This window comes from Chryseobacterium salipaludis, from assembly GCF_022968825.1.
GTDB lineage: Bacteria > Bacteroidota > Bacteroidia > Flavobacteriales > Weeksellaceae > Kaistella > Kaistella salipaludis.
On the sequence record NZ_JALHKS010000004.1, the window covers coordinates 22694 to 39711 of the forward strand.

Below are 17018 nucleotides of genomic sequence, written 5' to 3' on the forward strand. Positions count from 1 at the left end.
ACCGATGCTGTTTCATTTACTTTATTTTCTTTTTGCGCGGGAAGAGCCTGTACACCATCAGCACGCTGACGCTCATCAGCAAAAATGCCAGAAAGAACGGTGCGCCCGGAAACAGAAAGGGTGCAGCATCGTGCGTAAAATAATAAAAGGTGTTGGTCATCAATGGCGGACCCACGATCGCCGTTAAACTGATGAGACTGGCCAGCGCACCCTGCAATTCGCCCTGCTCGCCGCGCGGCACCTGCGTAGAGATCACCGCCTGCAGCGCCGGTCCGGCGATTCCGCCAAGTCCATACGGAACCAGGAAAGCGAACATCATCCAGCTTTGGGATGCGAAGGCGAACAAAAGCAACCCCACCGCGTAGAGCGATAAACCATAAATAATCGTCCGTTCATTCCCCAGCCGAGGCTGCACCAGCCGGATCAGATATCCCTGCACCAGGGCGGCCATTAGTCCAGAAACACCTAAGGAGATCCCGACGAGCTGTTCGTTCCATCCAAATTTATACATGGTGAAAAAGGTCCAGTTGGCCTGCACGGCGTGACTGGCGATATACACAAAAACCAAGGCAGAAACCAAACCGATAATCTCAGGATGACGGCGCAGCTGCATTAAGGAGCCGACCGGATTGGCGCGCCGCCAGTTAAAAGGACGCCTGTGCTCGGGTGCCAGGCTTTCCGGTAAAACAAACCAGCCGTAAAGAAAGTTAATGAGGCAAAGTGCCGCTGCGGCGTAAAATGGTACACGCGCTCCGTAATGGCCAAGCAGTCCGCCCAGGACCGGACCCACAATAAAACCTACCCCAAAGGCGGCGCCCACCAGACCGAAGTTCTTCGCGCGGTCTTCATCTGTGGACACATCCGCAATATAGGCGCTCGCAGTGGTGACACTCGCACCGGTTATTCCCGAAAATATCCGGCCCACAAAAAGCCAGAAAATACTGGGCGCTAAAGCCTGAATCATAAAGTTAACCGAAAAACCAAGCAAAGAAAACAGGATAATCGGACGGCGGCCAAAACGGTCACTTAATCCGCCCAGCACGGAGGCAAAGAGAAACTGCATGCCGGCATAGGCAAAACTCAGCCAGCCACCGTATTGTGAGGCCACGCTGATATCCGGATTATGAATCAGTTCCTGAATCAGTTTCGGCACCACCGGAATAATAATACCCCAGCCCGTGATATCAATCATCAGGGTAATAAATATAAAACCGACGCCGGCTGCGCGCTGTTTCTTTTTCATAAGGTGCAAAATTATGGAAATCGGGTAAAACGAAGTCAATTTAATAAGGTGGGCAAACAGGAATTTTTAAGGTAAAAGATGACAAAAATGCATCTTAAAGCAAGTATGCTTTTCAGCAAAAAAAATGCCTCCCAAATTCGGAAGGCATTATAATAATCAGATAGTGTCCTATTTCGAAGATGAAACAAGCTCGCGATCAGCCGTTGTTTTTCCGTGTGGTGCTTCTTCTTTTTTCTTACCTCTCAGGAAATCATACGCGATGGCCGAAGAGATGAAGATGGAGGAATACGTACCGAACCCGATACCCAGTAGCAGCGCAAACATGAATCCGCGCAGGTTGTCTCCCCCGAAGATGAAAATCGCCAGGATCACCAGAATCGTCGTGAATGAGGTGTTGAAGGTACGGCCCAGCGTACTGGAGATAGAATCATCAAACAGACCTGCCAGCGTAAGCGATTTTTTCTCGCGCAGGTATTCACGGATACGGTCAAATACAATCACCGTATCATTAATGGAATAACCGAGTACCGTGAGGATCGCAGCAATAAAGTCCTGATTAATTTCCATGTTGAACGGCATATAGCGGTATAACAAGGAATAGGTTCCCAGGATAATAACGGCATCGTGCGCAAGGCCGGCAACAGCTCCCAGGGAGAATTGCCACTTGTTGAACCGAATGAGGATATACAGGAAGATCCCGCCCAGTGCAGCAATTACCGCAAACGTACCACCGGTTTTGATGTCGTCCGCTACGGTAGGCCCTACTTTAGTGGAAGAAACAATTCCGGCTTCGCCCATATCAGCTGCTTTAAACTGCTGGAGTGTCATGCCGGCCGGCAAATCTGCCTTCAGGCCCTGGAACAGTTTCTCTTCGATTTCCTGGTCAGCGGCCAGCGATTCATCATCAATTTTATAATCGGTTGAAATTTTCAGCTGGTTGCTGTTTCCGAAAGTTTTGGCTTCTACCGCGGAATTGATCCCGTCTTTGGTCTGGAATAATTTCAGCAGGTTTTCCTCGGTACGGTTGGCATCAACGGCTTTGTCAAACTTCACCACATAGTTTCTACCACCGGTAAAGTCGATTCCGAATTTAAATCCGTTAATAGCGATTGAAGCTAAACTTCCTACCGTAAGAATGGCAGAGATGATATACGCATACTTTCTCTTACCAATGAAATCAATCCAGATATTGCGGAACAGATTCTTAGTTGGCGGCGTCCAGACTGAAAGGCCTTTCCCTTTGTTCAGTCGGGAGAAAATCATTACACGGGATAACAATACTGACGTAAAGAAGGTCATTAACAAACCAATAATCAGCGTTACTGCAAATCCTTTGATCGGTCCGGTTCCGAAGATGTACAGCACAATCGCCGTCAGGATCGTCGTGGAGTGACCATCGATAATTGCGGAGAGCGCGTGTTTAAAACCATCCTTGTATGCTTCCAAAATTGATTTTCCGGCAAAGAGTTCTTCTTTCGTACGCTCATAAATAATAACGTTGGTATCCACCGCCATTGCCATGGAAAGTACAATACCGGCAATACCAGGCAACGTAAGCGTGGCATCCACCGAGTCCATAATCCCAAAGATGTAGAACAGGTTGATCACCATGGCAATTACCGCGTACACCCCGGCACCACCATAATAGAAAATAATATACGCGATGATCACCAGGAAGGCAATCAGGAAGGATAACATTCCCGCTTCAATCGAAGCTGCACCCAATGAAGGTCCCACCACGTCGGCCTGTACAATCTTCGCACTCGCCGGAAGTTTCCCGGCACCCAGCACGTCCACCAGATCCTGCGCTTCCTGTTGCGAGAAGTTCCCGGAAATCTGCGTACGGCCGTTTGGTATTTCATTCACTACATTCGGAGCGGTGTACACCACATTATCCAATGTTACAGCTACCGGCTTATTAACGTTTTTCGCGGTCAGCGTTTTCCAGTCTTTGGATCCTTTGGAATCCATCTGCATATCCACCACAACTCTTCCGAGGTCATCATAATTGACACGTGCAGATTCCACGGCACCATCCACCGGTGCTTTCTGAGTAATGTTTCCGCGAATCGCGTAAAGTACCAGATTGTTTTCATCATTGCTTTCCGGTTTGTAGCCCCACATAAACTGGGTGTACTTAATATTGGCCGGTCTCAGGTTTTTAGCAATTTCTGAGTTTAAAATTTTATTAATCGCCGCGGTATCGGACAGTTTAATATTTCCGACCCCGTTGGCGCGCAGTGTATTCAGCTGCAGCATGGCCATCAGGTTGGCGTTTTTGGCCACACCGATAGAATCTGCCTTGGCAGGAACAATATTGGAAAGCTGCTCAAAATACGGCAGTACTTCCGGCGCCTGCTGCACTTCCCAGAACTGCAGTTTTGCAGAGGTTTGCAGCATTTTTTTCACGCGGTCAATTTCCTTGATCCCCGGCATTTCCACGGAGATACGTCCCGTGCCCGGTACGCGCTGTACGTTAGGCTGGGTTACCCCCATTTTATCGATACGGGTGCGGATTACTTCATACGCTGCTCCTTCTGCCGCACTGATCTTCCGACGGATAATATCTTTTACCTCCTCATCCGTAGAATTAAATTTAATTTCAGACAGATTGGTATTTCCGAATATTTCAGGATCTGCAAGTTTCAGGTTGGTATTCTTTTCCCGGTTAACAGCTTCAAACTGCGTGAAGAAGTTTTCAATGTAGTTCTTCGTTGAGTTTTTCTGTGCCTTGTCGGTGCGGTCCAGTGCTTCGAGCAAAATCGGGTTGGTGGAGTACTGTGTCAGGTCATTCACCAAGTCACGCTCATTAATTTCCAGCAGTACGTTGATCCCGCCTTTCAGGTCGAGCCCCAGCTTCATTTCCTTTTCCTGCGCCCGGGTGTAGTACAATTTGGTGAATCCCAGATTCAGCGTGTCTTTGGACAGGCGCGCGATTTCTTTCTGATACTTCACCGGATCATTTCCTGCCAGTGCCGTAGCCTGCCGTTCTATCTTCCCGGCGTACCACGTAGGCAGCAGCTCGTTCAGACAGATCAGCCCCAGAACGATGGCGACCAGCTTAATTAGTCCTTTTCCTTGCATTGTGAGTAGTTTACAACATTAAAATTATAGTCGGCAAATATAACGATTTTCACTACAATTAAGGATTTTTTAACATTTGATTTAAAAATGGTGAAGTTTCGCAGCCAGTGCGGTCGCATCGGTAACTTTAGATAAAGTAAACTGAGATTAATGGCAAGGCAGGGCTGCTTTATTTAAACCACAAATCGCGGTACGGACGCAGGTAAGTCCAACTTGCATAAAAATTGATGCCTGTTTCTGAACCAAATCAACTATTATGAACAACAATACAGAAGCGACCCGCAGCTTACGCGGAAAAACTGTAGTGATTACCGGTGGCAGCAGTGGCATTGGCCGTGCTGCCGCAGAAGCTTTTGCGCTCGAAGGATGTAACATCGTCATCGCGGCCCGCGGCCAGAAAGGGCTGGATGAAACGGTGGCACTTTGCCATGACCTGGAAGTACCCGCACTTGGGATTCAGACAGATGTGAGCGACGCCGCCGCTGTAAAAAGCCTGGCCGACCAAGCACTGCAGTTCAACGGCAGAATTGATATCTGGATAAACAATGCCGGCGTTATGGCCAGCGGAAGGTTTGAGGATATTCCGACAGAAACTATGGAGCAGGTAGTAAAAACAAATTTGCTGGGTTTTATGAACGGTGCCCATGCGGCCATTCCGATTTTTAAAAAACAGAAAGAAGGCATTTTAATTAACAATGTTTCCGTGGGCGGTTATATGCCCGCGCCCTATTCCACCGCCTATTCAAGTACGAAATTTGGTGCCCGCGGTATGGTGGAAGGACTTCAGGGTGAACTGTCGGATGAGCCGAATATCCATATCGTCGGATTATACCCGGGCATCCAGCGCTCGACCGGAAACATGCATTCCGCAAAGTATTCTGGGCTCGATTTTAAAATTCCACCGTTCTCCACAGATCCACGTGAACTGGCAGCTCACATGGTGGAAGCGGCCAAGAACCCGCGAAAACATATCGTGACCGACGGTTTTGCTGCAGTGGCCAAAACTATGTACAGCCTGTTTCCGCGTCCGATCATCAATACAGCCTCGGCATTGATGCGAATGATGATGAAAGATGAGGCACTTACTGATACCGACGGAAATGTGAATTACCCGTCGGAAAGTCCGCTCCGCATTTACGGAGAAACTATGCTGCCGGTTCCGTCCCGCAAAACGAAAACGGTGCTGACCATGCTGGCCGGCCTTGCGATCGGATATTTCTGTACGCGCAACAGCTATAAAAAGTAAAAAATATTCATTGCTAAATGACAAAAGCGGCGCTCCAGAATTCCGGAGCGCCGCTTTCTTTCTAAGTATTTTCAGCAATTACATTTTCTTGTGGAATCGCATCATCGGTACATCGCCCATCATCAGGACGAGTTTTCCGTCGGTATCAATTTTATAGGAATCAACTTCCTGCATGGTTTTCAGGAAAACCACCTCACCATCGCCGCAGTACATCATGGTACTGATTTCCGGCTGTGCGAAGTTTATTTTCATGCCGTTCATGGTATATTTCGCTGCGTATCCGTTGCATCCGGAATTGCCGCGAACCATTTTGCTGCTCTTATCAAATGAAACCACAGGCTTCATATCCGGGAACAGTCCTTCAAAAGTAATACGTGGACCGGTAATGTATTCCAGCTCCCACTGGTTTCCATACAATTTGCTGTCATTACCGTTGGTTGCCATGCAGGACATCAAGAAGGAAGATACAATGGCCAGTAACAGTAGTGTTTGTTTTTTTAACATAATATAAAATCTAAATTATTTAATAGTTTAGTTAATACTGTCGAGCAGCATTTTCATTTCAGCGATTTCTTTTTCCTGCGCCGCAATAATACTGTCGGACAGCTGGCGCACCTGCGGATTTCGGATATTCGCGTTTTCGCTGGTCAGGATTGCGGAAGAATGGTGCGGAATCATTCCTTTCATATATTCTTTATCTCCCACAAATGCCTGAGAACGCAGCGCAGTGAGTGCAAAAACAAAAACGACTCCGGCAGAAATCAGGATCATCCTGTTCAGTTTTTGATTCTGGTACATCTTGGGCATCAGCAGCAGCATCAGCACTGCCATCGGGGTCACCATTAGTAAGGACATGTACGTCCTGGTAAGGCTCAGGTAAATATGACTTAGTTTGTGGACATTTAAAAACATCACACTGTACATGATTACAAAAGAAATCAGTAGCATAAGTGCAAGTCGGCGGTAGTGATGCTGTTCCATAACAGAGATTTGTTGACCGCAAATAGGTAGAAAATTTCGCGCCAAAGCAGCAATTAGGTAATATTAAACATGCGTTTAATTGATTTTTTTTATTGCATATAATAGTTAATGTTTTATAAAATTATGTTGCATCGGAGTACCATGGCTTTAAACCTATACCTTCGTTTTCTGATAAAAATAGAAACAAGCTATTAGTTTTGATAGCGGAGCGTTAGGTTCAGAGAGCCGCGCTTTTAATTTAAGGTAAAGCCCGGAATAGCTTAAAGGTGAACTTTTAATTATTGAGAGGTGCTGCCAAATCTAATTCATGAAATACTTACACTTCGGAACGGTGCTGCAAATGATTAAAAACGGCAGAAAACTTCAAGTTAGACAATGGACACAGATATTCTTTATAATGGAATCCTATAAATGGTAAGCTATATGTTTCTACTTTGAGATTCAAAGGATTTATTTAAATTCTTTGCTAACCTGCGAACCTCTTTTAAGTTCGCATCAGCGCATGAAAGTTGAAACAGTTAGGTGTAAAAACTATGAAGAAATTTCTTACCTTCGCGCTAAATGTTAGATCCATGAAACAATTTATATTAACGCTGATGATGAGCATCCTTTTAACCGGATGTACAGACGCTAAAAAAGATGACGGAAATTTCCGGATTGTGACCACCACCTCGATGATTACAGATCTTGTTAAAAATGTAGGTGGCGATAAAGTCAGCGTAACAGGACTGATGGGCGCCGGCGTCGATCCGCATTTATATAAAGCCAGTGAAGGCGATGTTTCCAAATTGTCCCAGGCGGACATGATTTTGTATAACGGCCTGCAGCTCGAGGGAAAGCTCGTCGAAGTGTTCGAAAATATGCAGAGACAAAAAATTAATACCATTGCCATTTCCGACGCGCTGGATAAAAAAGATCTGATCGGTTCAACCCTTTTTGCCAGCAATTATGATCCGCATATTTGGTTCGCCGTGGAAAACTGGGAAAAAGCAACCCAGTTTGTAGCCGATGAGTTATCCAAAGCCTTACCGGAACACCGCGAAGAATTTCAGGCAAATGCGAAAAGATATCTCGGAGCATTAAAAGCTTTAAAAGCAGAACTTAGGGAAGAGATTAATACCCTGCCGGAAGAACAGCGCCGACTGGTTACCGCACATGACGCATTTAATTATTTCGGCCGTTCGTTTGGCTTTGATGTGGTAGGACTTCAGGGAATTTCAACTGCTACGGAAGCCGGTGTGCAGGACGTACAGAAAACAGCATCGTATATCATCGAGCACAAGGTGAAGGCGATCTTCATTGAAAGTTCTGTACCGAAAAGAACCGTGGAAGCATTGCAGGCCGCCGTCAATTCCAAAAGCCATCAAGTGGCCATCGGCGGGACTTTATTTTCGGATGCTTTGGGAAATCCGGGTACACCGGAAGGCACCTATATCGGGATGTTCCGCTACAACGTAAAGACCATGGTAAAATCTTTGAAGTAATGGAAAAGTACGCAGTTCAGGTAGATGACCTCACGGTAGCATACCAATACAAACCGGTATTGTGGGATATTGACCTGCAGATCCCGGAAGGCGTGCTGATGGCAATCGTCGGACCCAATGGTGCCGGTAAGTCCACTTTAATCAAAGCCATCCTCGGTATCCTGAAACCAATTGCCGGCAGTGTCCGCATTTTCGGAAAGCCGTATGACACCCAAAGGAAGAAAGTAGCTTACGTGCCGCAAAAAGGCAGCGTGGACTGGGATTTCCCGACCACGGCGCTGGATGTGGTGATGATGGGAACCTACGGCAGTCTCGGTTGGATCCGCCGGCCGGGCGTTAAGGAAAAAAAGAAGGCGCTGGAAGCTCTTGAAAAGGTGGGCATGATTAGTTTCAAAGGGAGACAAATCAGCCAGCTGTCCGGTGGGCAGCAGCAGCGGATTTTCCTGGCGCGGGCTTTGGTGCAGGACGCTTCCATTTATTTTATGGATGAACCCTTTCAGGGCGTGGATGCGACCACAGAAGTTGCCATTATTAATATTTTAAAAGAACTGCGCAAAGCAGGCAAAACGGTGATCGTGGTGCATCATGATTTGCAGACTGTCCCGGAATACTTCGATTGGGTTACTTTCCTGAACGTGAAGAAAATTGCGACCGGTCCGGTGAAGGATATCTTCAATGATGATAACCTTACCAAAACCTACGGCATTAATTATAAAGTAAGCATCCAGAAATAATATGTCGATAACCGATTACCTTCAGCTGCTGTTTACGGATTATACCCTGCGTACCATTACGCTGGGCACGGCTGTTCTGGGCGGCATAACCGGCATGCTGGGCAGTTTCGCGGTGCTCCGAAAACAAAGCCTGCTGGGCGACGCTATTTCGCACGCGGCGCTGCCGGGAATCGCGCTGGCGTTCCTGTTTACAGGTTCTAAAGACACCCATATTTTATTACTTGGCGCGCTGGTGAGTGGCCTGGTCGGAACATTCTGGATTCGTGGCATTACTAAAAAAACGCACCTGAAATCAGACACAGCGCTGGGGCTTATCCTTTCCGTTTTCTTTGGTTTTGGGATGTTGCTCTTAACGTTTATTCAAAAGCAACCAAATGCAAATCAGGCAGGGCTGGACAAATATTTATTTGGTCAGGCAGCCACTTTGGTTGAAAGCGACGTCTGGCTCATGTGCATGGTCACGGCGATTTGTTTATTTGTGCTGCTTCTATTCTGGAAGGAATTTAAAATTCTGTTGTTTGACCAGGATTATGCACAAACATTAGCTTTTAATACGAAAACCATTGACATTCTGATCACGAGTTTTATCGTACTGGCCATTGTACTCGGCTTGCAAACCGTCGGCGTTGTGCTGATGAGTGCCATGTTGCTGGCTCCGGCTGCAGCCGCCCGGCAGTGGACCAACAATCTGGGCGTGATGGTTTTGCTGGCGGCCATTCTGGGTGCGGCGGCAGGCGTTTTCGGAACTGCTATCAGTTCCACGCAGAACAACCTTTCCACCGGGCCGGTCATTGTGCTCGTAGCTTCGGTATTTGTTTTATTCTCGTTTATTTTTTCCCCGATGCGCGGATTGCTGTTCCGGGAAATCCGCCGCATCCGCAACCGCAGTGATTTGCAGGTTCAGAAGACTTTATTATTTATGTATCACATAGCCGAAGAGCACGAAGATCTTTCGCATCCGCACTCGATTGCAATTTTAAATAATTTCCAGGGATACAGCCGGAAAGGTCTGCGGAAACTGCTGGATTGCAATTATGTTCAACTCCGCGGCGACCAATGGAGCCTGACGCCGGAAGGCGCAACCGCAGCCGCCAATATGTACAACCAAAACATAAAAAATGAGCACGGCACAGTTTGAAATACAATTGATTGCGAGCCTGGTGGCCATCGCCTGTGCAATCCCGGGAACTTTTCTGGTATTGCGCAAAATGGCTATGATCAGCGATGCCATCAGCCACTCGATTCTGCCGGGTTTGGTGATTGGCTTTTTTCTGACCCAGGATCTCAATTCGCCTTTGCTTATTATTCTGGCGGCACTGACCGGGGTTTTAACCGTGGTCATGGTGGAAAAGATTCAGCAGAGCAAAATGGTCAAGGAAGATACTGCCATCGGATTGGTATTCCCGGCACTCTTTAGTATTGGTGTTATCCTGATTGCGCAATATGCAAATGATGTGCATCTGGATACGGACGCCGTATTGCTGGGCGAACTGGCCTTCACGCCGTTTGACCGTTTGTATATAGCCGGAACCGATATCGGCCCGAAAGCTTTAATCGTTGTCAGTGTTATACTCACTGCTACTTTACTTTTACTATTTGCTTTTTTTAAAGAATTAAAACTGAGCACTTTCGACGCGGGCATGGCCACTTCGCTCGGTTTTTCACCCGTGATTATTCATTATGGCCTGATGACTGTGGCATCGGTAACCACCGTCGGTGCATTTGATGCGGTGGGCGCTATTCTGGTGGTTGCCTTAATGATTGCCCCACCGGCCACAGCCTATCTGCTCACCACCAATCTTAAGAAAATGCTGGCGCTGGCCTGCTTTTTTGGTGTTTTTGCAGCGGTGAGCGGCTACTGGGCTGCCAACGCACTCGATGCATCCATTGCAGGAAGCATCGCGACCATGCTGGGCCTGCTATTTTTTGTCGTTTATCTTTTCGCGCCAGACAAAGGTTTGATAGCCGTGCTGTACCGCGAACGGCAGCAGCGGATCGAAGTTTCGCTGATTACTTTTATTCTTCATTTAAAAAACCATTCAGATGTTGCCGAACGCCATGTGAACCATTTGCAGGAGCATATCAACTGGCAAAAAGTGCGCAGCCGCACCGTGCTCAACCTGGCACTTAAAAACAATCTGATCACCATCGACAATGATGTTGTTTCTTTAACGGAAAAAGGAAATACTTTCACCTCGAAAGCGATTGATTATATCCTGACCAACGAAGAAACCTTAATTGAGGACATGAAGGAAGATTTCTTTTTGTTCCGCGGATAATGGTTGGCTGCTAATATTCTTAAAATAAAATTAAAATTTCAAGTACAACCGACGACTTCAGCCAGCTGCCCTACATCGGCATGTTTTTCGCGGCATATTTTAAACATCAAAAAATATTAAAATATGACACAGAAATTAAAGATGCTGCAGGATGTAAACGCAAAAAACTGTATTACGATCGCACTCAATACGCACCGGACTTTGCCGGATAATCAAAAGGACGGAATTCTGCTGAAGAATCTCATCAAAGAGGCAGAAAACAAACTGAAAGACACGGTCGATAAAAAGGAGCTGGATGATACCATGAAGGTATTGCAAGATCTGGAAAGCCAGATTGACCATCGCCACAACCTGGAAAGCCTGTTGCTTTTTGTGAATGCTGAAAAGAACATATCGGAATATGTGAGGCTGACCATTCCCGTACAGAACCAGGTAGATATTGCCGACCATTTTGCCCTGCGCGATCTCTTGCGCGCCGAAGCATTGGAAACCCATTATTTAATTCTGGTGCTGACCCAACATAAGGCGCGACTGCTCGAAGCGCAGGACGATGCACTCATCCAGGAATATGGTGGCGACTTCCCTTACGAGAACACCGAATATTTTGCCATTCCCGGCCCCGAAGCAGCTAATGCTCAACGGCAGACCAGCCTGATGCAGGAGTTTTTTAACCGCACGGACAAGTTTGTAAATAACATCCGGAAGGAGCAGAAACTGCCGGTATTCATAGTAACCGAAGCAGAAAATTACGGCGATTACCTGAAAATTGCAGACGAGAAGGAGTCGATTTGTGAAGTGTACCTCAACGGTAATTATCAGGATGAAAAAGCCGCCGCAATTGTCCGCGAAGTATGGCCCATCATGAAAAAGGAAACGGAAAAAAAGCAGGCTGCGAAATTTCAATCACTACAGGATGCTGTGGGCCGCGGCACCTTCCTGAGTGATCCGGGCGAAATCAAAAGAGCCATCGAAGAAGGCCGTGTGCAGACTCTCTTTTTGGAGGAACAACGTGCCGAAGCTGAAGGCGGCAGAACCGAGGAGGACGACGAACAGGCGACGGCCAACATTCAGCCGTATGACGACTTACTGCATCAAAACCTGAAGTTCGGCGGAAAAGCCGTCTTTTTACCAGCGGGACAATTGAGAGAGTTCCAAGGTATCGCGGCAGTGACGAGATATTAATAAACTTCTTATATCTTACTGATACTCATAAAGCCGGCTGCACTTGCAGCCGGCTTCTATTCTTTTACTATTTGAAAACGTTTAAAAGTCAGATTTCTAAATTTTGATTATCTGATTTCTGACTTCTAAGTTCTAGCTTCTATCTTCTAATTTCCTCCTCTTTTATACTTAAATCCTTATTGAGGTCCGGATTTAATTTCAGGTAGCGCTGCTGCTGTTTATTGCGGAAACGGATGTTCAGCATTTCTACCGCCAGGCTGAAGGCAAGACAGGAATAAATAATGTTTTTGCTCACATGCTGATGAATCCCCTCGGCCACAAGCATCACACCGATTACCACCAGGAAGGAAAGTGCCAGCATCTGCAGGCTTGGATATTTATTAATGAGGGTTGAAATCGGGCCGGCAAACGCCATCATCATTCCAATGGAAATAACCACCGCAATAATCATGAGCATTACATTTTCAACCAGGCCAATAGCCGTTAAAATAGAATCCAGCGAAAACACCATATCCACCAGAATAATCTGAACAATGACCAAAGTCATCAGGTTGGAGCCGGATTTTTTCACCGGTTCGCCATGTTCGCCGCGCATTTTCCCATGGATTTCCAAGGTACTTTTTGCAATCAGGAAAATACCACCCGCCAGCAGAATAATATCTTTCCAGCTGAGCGCCAGCGGGACTTCTGTGCCCGGCTCTTCCAGGAAACCGAGCGTCAGGACCGGTTCTTTCAAACCGATAATCCAGCCTATCATAAGCAGCAGCGCGACCCGGAACACCATGGCAAACGCCAGACCTAAATTGCGCGCAAATTTCTGCCGCTCCTTCGGGAGCTTGTCGGAAATAATCGAAATGAAAATAATATTATCCACGCCCAGTACAATCTCCAGGAAGGTGAGTGTGAGTAAACTAATCCAGATTTGCGGATTGGCGAAATCAGGAAATTCGAGAATGGACAACAGGCTCATAGCGCAGGGTTCAGATGCGCAAACTTAATATTTTTTAAGGTTATTTTAATTTATTTTTAATTTTATTTTAAGGTCAGATTAGAGCTTTTCTGAAAAGAATTTAATAAGCGCTGAAGTTGCCTTTTGCAGGTCCTCCGGTAGCTTATCTTCCGTCCAGGGTTCCTTTGCACCAAACGTGTGATTTGCGCCCTCCAGGATGAGCAGTTCTGATTGTTTTGCCCACTCATGCAGCAGGGTGGCCTCCTTATCTTTCACCGCCTCATCTTCGGTTCCCTGGATAATCAGGAATGGCTTTTCCAGATGTTGCGCGGCGTACTGGATGTCGAACCGTTGTTCGTGCCTTTCGAAGTCTTCAAAAAACTGAAAGTAATGCGGCATTTGCTGGCCGGTTCTTTTATTTTCAGAATACATGACACCGGATTGTTTCCAATCGTCAAAACGCTGCTGGGACGGAAACCGATACCTGAAGTTGCTGACGCCCGCAAGAACTGCTGCGGCTTTGATCCGCTCATCCTCGTACGCCTGAATCACTGTGATACCACCGCCGCGGCTGTGCCCCACAATGCCTATTTTTTCCGCCTGCGCTTTCGGATGGTCTGCTGCCCATGAAACCATCTTCTCATAATCTGATAATTCTTTGCTGAAATTGTTTTGTCCAAAAGCTTCCAGGTCAGCAAAGTTTTTTGGGTCTTCTACCGTGGTTCCATTATGCGAGAAATTGAATTTAATAAACAGAAAGCCGGCGTTGGCAATTTCCTGAGCCATCAGGTCCCAGGCGCCCCAGTCTTTGTAGCCTTTATAACCGTGCGCAAAGATAACGACCGGAAATTTCTCTCCCTGCGCCGGATGATACACATCTGCCAGAAAATTACGCGTTTCAGCATTCGAGATGATTTCGTTACGTATTATAGTCAGTCCTTCCATTTATATACTTATGTTTTAAGAATTAAAGATATTTGATAAAAATCACTGATGAAAAAATTATATTTCCTGCTCCTGCTTGCCGGCGCTTTTTAATTCAGCCTAGCAAAATGAAATTAAGGTGAATCTGCGCAAAATAGCAGACATTAGTTATGAACGAAAATTAATGCCACAATGGTCCGCCGGACAGCATGGGGAACCGGCCTCATCAAAGATTCGGATGAGTATAAAAATAAGATTTTTCTTAAGACTTTTGCACGCTGGTATCTGCTGAACGATGCCAATACTTTCAACTGGCGTATATTCATAATGAAGATATTTACTACGGCAACGATACCTCATTTCGTAAAGATCCAAACAATGCCATTACAGGTGGTCTGGGTTATAAATTTGTAGTTTGGAAAAACTGGAGTGTTGATCTGTACTTTGACCTCGGGCCGGACTTAGCGCAAAGAGGAACGATGCTGCCCATTTTTGCTGACGCAGCCTTAAGCTGGGATACCGTTTTTAAATTATGGTCCATGCTTCCGCTATTATTTGTAAAATAAAATTCGATTTCACCGTTTCGAACTGTTCCTGAAAACAAGCGCAGTCCTGCGTGAGCGATGGCAGCGGAAATCCTTTTTGCTTCAGCAAAAAGATTGCAGCGGACGTAGCGACCCGGGCGCGGGCCTCGCGCGGCTGAGGGGCACGCCCAAATAAAAAAAGACCGCCTGCTCAAAACAGACGGTCCCGGGTTTTTGTTACCAGATTTTAATTCTTTCCGATGGTGCTTTGTACAGCGCATCACCCGGTTTCACATCAAATGCTTTATAGAAAGCATCCTGATTCACCAGTGGCGCAAACGCCCGGAAATAGCCCGGAGAGTGCGGGTCGGTTTTCACCTGATTCACCATGTACTGCTCCGTGGATTTGGTTCTCCACACGGTCGCCCAGCTCATGAAGAAACGCTGATCCTGCGTAAATCCGCTGATCAGCCCAGGATTGCCGTGATCGTTCAGGTACATCTGCAAAGCGGTGTAGGCTACGGCTACGCCACCAAGGTCGCCAATGTTTTCTCCGCTCGTAAATTTACCGTTCACGAAGCTGCCTTTAACCGGCTCGTATTTATCATACTGCGCGGCCAGCTGCCCCACTTTTACGTCAAAGTTTTTGCGGTCAGCATCCGTCCACCAGTTGTTCAGGTTTCCGTCACCGTCGAAACGGGAGCCGGAGTCATCAAAACCGTGAGATATTTCGTGGCCGATTACGGCACCAATTCCGCCGAAGTTCACTGCAGGATCTGCCTTGAAGTTAAAGAATGGCGGTTGCAGGATCGCAGCCGGGAAGACAATCTCGTTATTGGAACCGCTGTAGTAGGCATTCACGGTTTGTGGTGACATTCCCCACTCTGTTTTATCTACCGGTTTGCCGATTTTAGCCAGATTCTTGGCGTAATACCAGGAAGTGATATTCTTGCGGTTGTTATAGTAGGTGCCACCTTGCGCCGGAGCCGCCAGCTCAAGTTTGGAGTAGTCTTTCCACTGATCCGGGTAGGCAATTTTCACCGAGAATTTCGCCAGTTTTTCCTGTGCTTTGGCTTTGGTTTCGGGAGACATCCAGTCCAGCTGGTCAATATGCTGTTTGAAGGATTTTTTCAGGTAGCTGATGTAGGTTTCCATCTGGCTTTTTGCTTCAGCCGGGAAATACTGATCTACATATAATTTACCGAAGGCTTCGCCCAGCGTACCATTAATCACGCCGAGGCCGCGCTTTTCCATCGGGCGCTGCTCCTGCTGACCCTGAAGGTATTTTGAATAAAAATCAAAACTGATATCATCCAGTTGCTGGTTGAGTGTGCCGGCATTGGCAGAAACCAGACGTGCTTTCAAATAATCCTTGATAAGCGGCAGGTTGGCATTGGTCATCCAGGAATCCATATTCTGGTAATACTTGATTTCGCCCACGATTACCTTATCGGTGTTTACGCCGACATCTTTCAGGTACTTCGGAAGGTTCACGTTTTTCACCAGTTTGCCAAGTTCAGGCATGGTCTTCGGATTGTAGCGCAGATTAGCGTCGCGGTTCTGCTCATTGGTCAGCATGTCCAGGGCCAGCTTCTTTTCGAAATCCACCACGCGTTGGGCAGTTTGCGCCGCATTTTTAGTACCGATTACTTCGTATAATTTCGTCAGGTAGTTTTTGTATTCCTGAAGTGTTTTGGTATTGGCGTCGTTTTGTTTCTGATAATAATCACGGCCCAGACCCAAAGAAGCAGAACCGAGATACACCGCGTTCATCACCGAGTTCTTCATATCCGCGCTCACGCCCCAGCCATAGAGCGGGTTGTTTCCGCTTGGTGTTGCTTCCGTCAGATATTTCTGAAGTCCGGCTACGGTTTTAATATCATCAATTTTTTTCAGGTCAGCTTTAATCGGGCTGATGCCATCAGCGTTTCGCTTATCCCAATCCATAAACGTTCCGTAGAGCGCCTGGATTTTTTGTCCTTCGGAACCCGGCTCGAATTTATCGGTCAGGATGTGCGTCAGGATTTCCAGCGAAGCATTGTCCACATCCTCACGAAGCGCATTGAAACTCCCCCAGCTGGATTTGTCGGATGGAATTTCGGCTGTTTTCATCCAGTTTCCGTTGACATAATGGAAGAAATCGTCCTGTGGGCGCACGCTGGTATCCATGTAGGAAAGGTTCAAACCTTCCTCCGCCATGGCTGGTGTTTCTTCATCAGCAACCACGGTCGTATCCGCAACAGGCTGGTTTTCCGCAGCAGTAACGTTTCTGCTGGAACAGGAATTAAGCAACACGATGCCGGAAAATGCGAGCACCGCAATCGTCATTTTTTTCATAATACTTTCTCTTGCTATTTTATTGATTCTTGTAAATATACGTTTAATTCA

13 protein-coding genes are annotated in these 17018 nt (G+C 46.8%); 6 read left to right on the forward strand and 7 right to left on the reverse strand.

Going from position 1 to position 17018, the window contains the following annotated elements; genetic code table 11:
- Positions 1-16: 16 nt before the first annotated feature.
- Together MVI27_RS07860 and secD are read right to left on the reverse strand one after the other, a co-directional pair.
- On the reverse strand, positions 17-1243 hold the full coding sequence (locus tag MVI27_RS07860; protein ID WP_246960455.1) for a TCR/Tet family MFS transporter: 1227 nt from the start codon (positions 1241-1243) through the stop codon (positions 17-19).
- Between the two features lie 168 nt (positions 1244-1411).
- Positions 1412-4327 (reverse strand): protein translocase subunit SecD, encoded by a 2916-nt coding sequence (secD, locus tag MVI27_RS07865; RefSeq protein ID WP_246960457.1) that lies wholly within the window; start codon positions 4325-4327, stop codon positions 1412-1414.
- A 256-nt stretch (positions 4328-4583) separates the two neighbouring features.
- Here secD and MVI27_RS07870 point away from each other — a divergent pair, with 256 nt between their 5' ends.
- Entirely contained in the window at positions 4584-5573 is a 990-nt protein-coding gene (locus MVI27_RS07870) for an SDR family oxidoreductase (RefSeq protein ID WP_246960460.1), read from the forward strand.
- A gap of 78 nt (positions 5574-5651) precedes the next feature.
- Here the strand turns inward: MVI27_RS07870 and MVI27_RS07875 are convergent, their stop codons facing one another.
- Both MVI27_RS07875 and MVI27_RS07880 read right to left on the reverse strand, forming a co-directional pair.
- On the reverse strand, positions 5652-6077 hold the full coding sequence (locus MVI27_RS07875; protein WP_246960464.1) for an META domain-containing protein: 426 nt from the start codon (positions 6075-6077) through the stop codon (positions 5652-5654).
- A 27-nt stretch (positions 6078-6104) separates the two neighbouring features.
- Entirely contained in the window at positions 6105-6554 is a 450-nt protein-coding gene (locus MVI27_RS07880; protein WP_246960467.1) for a DUF305 domain-containing protein, read from the reverse strand.
- 572 nt (positions 6555-7126) lie between these two features.
- Between MVI27_RS07880 and MVI27_RS07885 the strand changes: the two genes are divergently transcribed.
- From MVI27_RS07885 to MVI27_RS07905, 5 genes are all read left to right on the forward strand, one after another.
- A complete protein-coding gene (locus MVI27_RS07885; protein ID WP_246960915.1) occupies positions 7127-8038 on the forward strand; it encodes a metal ABC transporter solute-binding protein, Zn/Mn family in 912 nt (303 codons plus the stop codon).
- Positions 8038-8772 (forward strand): metal ABC transporter ATP-binding protein, encoded by a 735-nt coding sequence (locus MVI27_RS07890; RefSeq protein WP_246960470.1) that lies wholly within the window; start codon positions 8038-8040, stop codon positions 8770-8772. Before MVI27_RS07885 ends, MVI27_RS07890 begins: the two co-directional genes overlap by 1 nt.
- 1 nt (position 8773) lies before the next feature.
- Complete coding sequence (locus MVI27_RS07895; RefSeq protein WP_246960473.1) at positions 8774-9910, forward strand: metal ABC transporter permease; 1137 nt, start codon at positions 8774-8776, stop codon at positions 9908-9910.
- A complete protein-coding gene (locus tag MVI27_RS07900) occupies positions 9891-11051 on the forward strand; it encodes a metal ABC transporter permease (RefSeq protein ID WP_246960476.1) in 1161 nt (386 codons plus the stop codon). The genes MVI27_RS07895 and MVI27_RS07900 overlap by 20 nt, the downstream gene beginning before the upstream one ends.
- A gap of 123 nt (positions 11052-11174) precedes the next feature.
- Positions 11175-12233 carry a baeRF3 domain-containing protein gene (locus tag MVI27_RS07905; RefSeq protein ID WP_246960479.1) on the forward strand — a complete coding sequence of 353 codons (1059 nt, stop codon included), beginning with the start codon at positions 11175-11177 and terminating at the stop codon, positions 12231-12233.
- A 139-nt stretch (positions 12234-12372) separates the two neighbouring features.
- On the opposite strand, the gene MVI27_RS07910 is transcribed toward MVI27_RS07905, so the two are convergent.
- The 3 genes from MVI27_RS07910 to MVI27_RS07920 all read right to left on the reverse strand — a co-directional run bounded on the left by MVI27_RS07910 (position 12373) and on the right by MVI27_RS07920 (position 16967).
- The gene (locus MVI27_RS07910) at positions 12373-13203 is read right to left on the reverse strand and encodes a TerC family protein (RefSeq protein ID WP_246960482.1); all 831 of its coding nucleotides are present in this window, start codon (positions 13201-13203) and stop codon (positions 12373-12375) included.
- A 78-nt stretch (positions 13204-13281) separates the two neighbouring features.
- Positions 13282-14127, reverse strand: coding sequence for an alpha/beta hydrolase family protein (locus tag MVI27_RS07915; RefSeq protein ID WP_246960484.1), 846 nt, complete (start codon positions 14125-14127; stop codon positions 13282-13284).
- Between the two features lie 740 nt (positions 14128-14867).
- Positions 14868-16967: a M13 family metallopeptidase gene (locus MVI27_RS07920; protein ID WP_246960487.1), complete on the reverse strand. Its 2100-nt coding sequence runs from the start codon at positions 16965-16967 to the stop codon at positions 14868-14870.
- Positions 16968-17018: the final 51 nt, after the last annotated feature.

Excerpts from the sequence above, each read along its gene's own strand:
- MVI27_RS07860 (WP_246960455.1), bottom strand. The coding sequence starts at position 1,243 with ATGAAAAAGAAACAGCGCGCAGCCGGCGTCGGTTTTATATTTATTACC.
- secD (WP_246960457.1), bottom strand. The coding sequence starts at position 4,327 with ATGCAAGGAAAAGGACTAATTAAGCTGGTCGCCATCGTTCTGGGGCTG.
- MVI27_RS07870 (WP_246960460.1), top strand. The coding sequence starts at position 4,584 with ATGAACAACAATACAGAAGCGACCCGCAGCTTACGCGGAAAAACTGTA.
- MVI27_RS07875 (WP_246960464.1), bottom strand. The coding sequence starts at position 6,077 with ATGTTAAAAAAACAAACACTACTGTTACTGGCCATTGTATCTTCCTTC.
- MVI27_RS07880 (WP_246960467.1), bottom strand. The coding sequence starts at position 6,554 with ATGGAACAGCATCACTACCGCCGACTTGCACTTATGCTACTGATTTCT.
- MVI27_RS07885 (WP_246960915.1), top strand. The coding sequence starts at position 7,127 with ATGAAACAATTTATATTAACGCTGATGATGAGCATCCTTTTAACCGGA.
- MVI27_RS07890 (WP_246960470.1), top strand. The coding sequence starts at position 8,038 with ATGGAAAAGTACGCAGTTCAGGTAGATGACCTCACGGTAGCATACCAA.
- MVI27_RS07895 (WP_246960473.1), top strand. The coding sequence starts at position 8,774 with ATGTCGATAACCGATTACCTTCAGCTGCTGTTTACGGATTATACCCTG.
- MVI27_RS07900 (WP_246960476.1), top strand. The coding sequence starts at position 9,891 with ATGAGCACGGCACAGTTTGAAATACAATTGATTGCGAGCCTGGTGGCC.
- MVI27_RS07905 (WP_246960479.1), top strand. The coding sequence starts at position 11,175 with ATGACACAGAAATTAAAGATGCTGCAGGATGTAAACGCAAAAAACTGT.
- MVI27_RS07910 (WP_246960482.1), bottom strand. The coding sequence starts at position 13,203 with ATGAGCCTGTTGTCCATTCTCGAATTTCCTGATTTCGCCAATCCGCAA.
- MVI27_RS07915 (WP_246960484.1), bottom strand. The coding sequence starts at position 14,127 with ATGGAAGGACTGACTATAATACGTAACGAAATCATCTCGAATGCTGAA.
- MVI27_RS07920 (WP_246960487.1), bottom strand. The coding sequence starts at position 16,967 with ATGAAAAAAATGACGATTGCGGTGCTCGCATTTTCCGGCATCGTGTTG.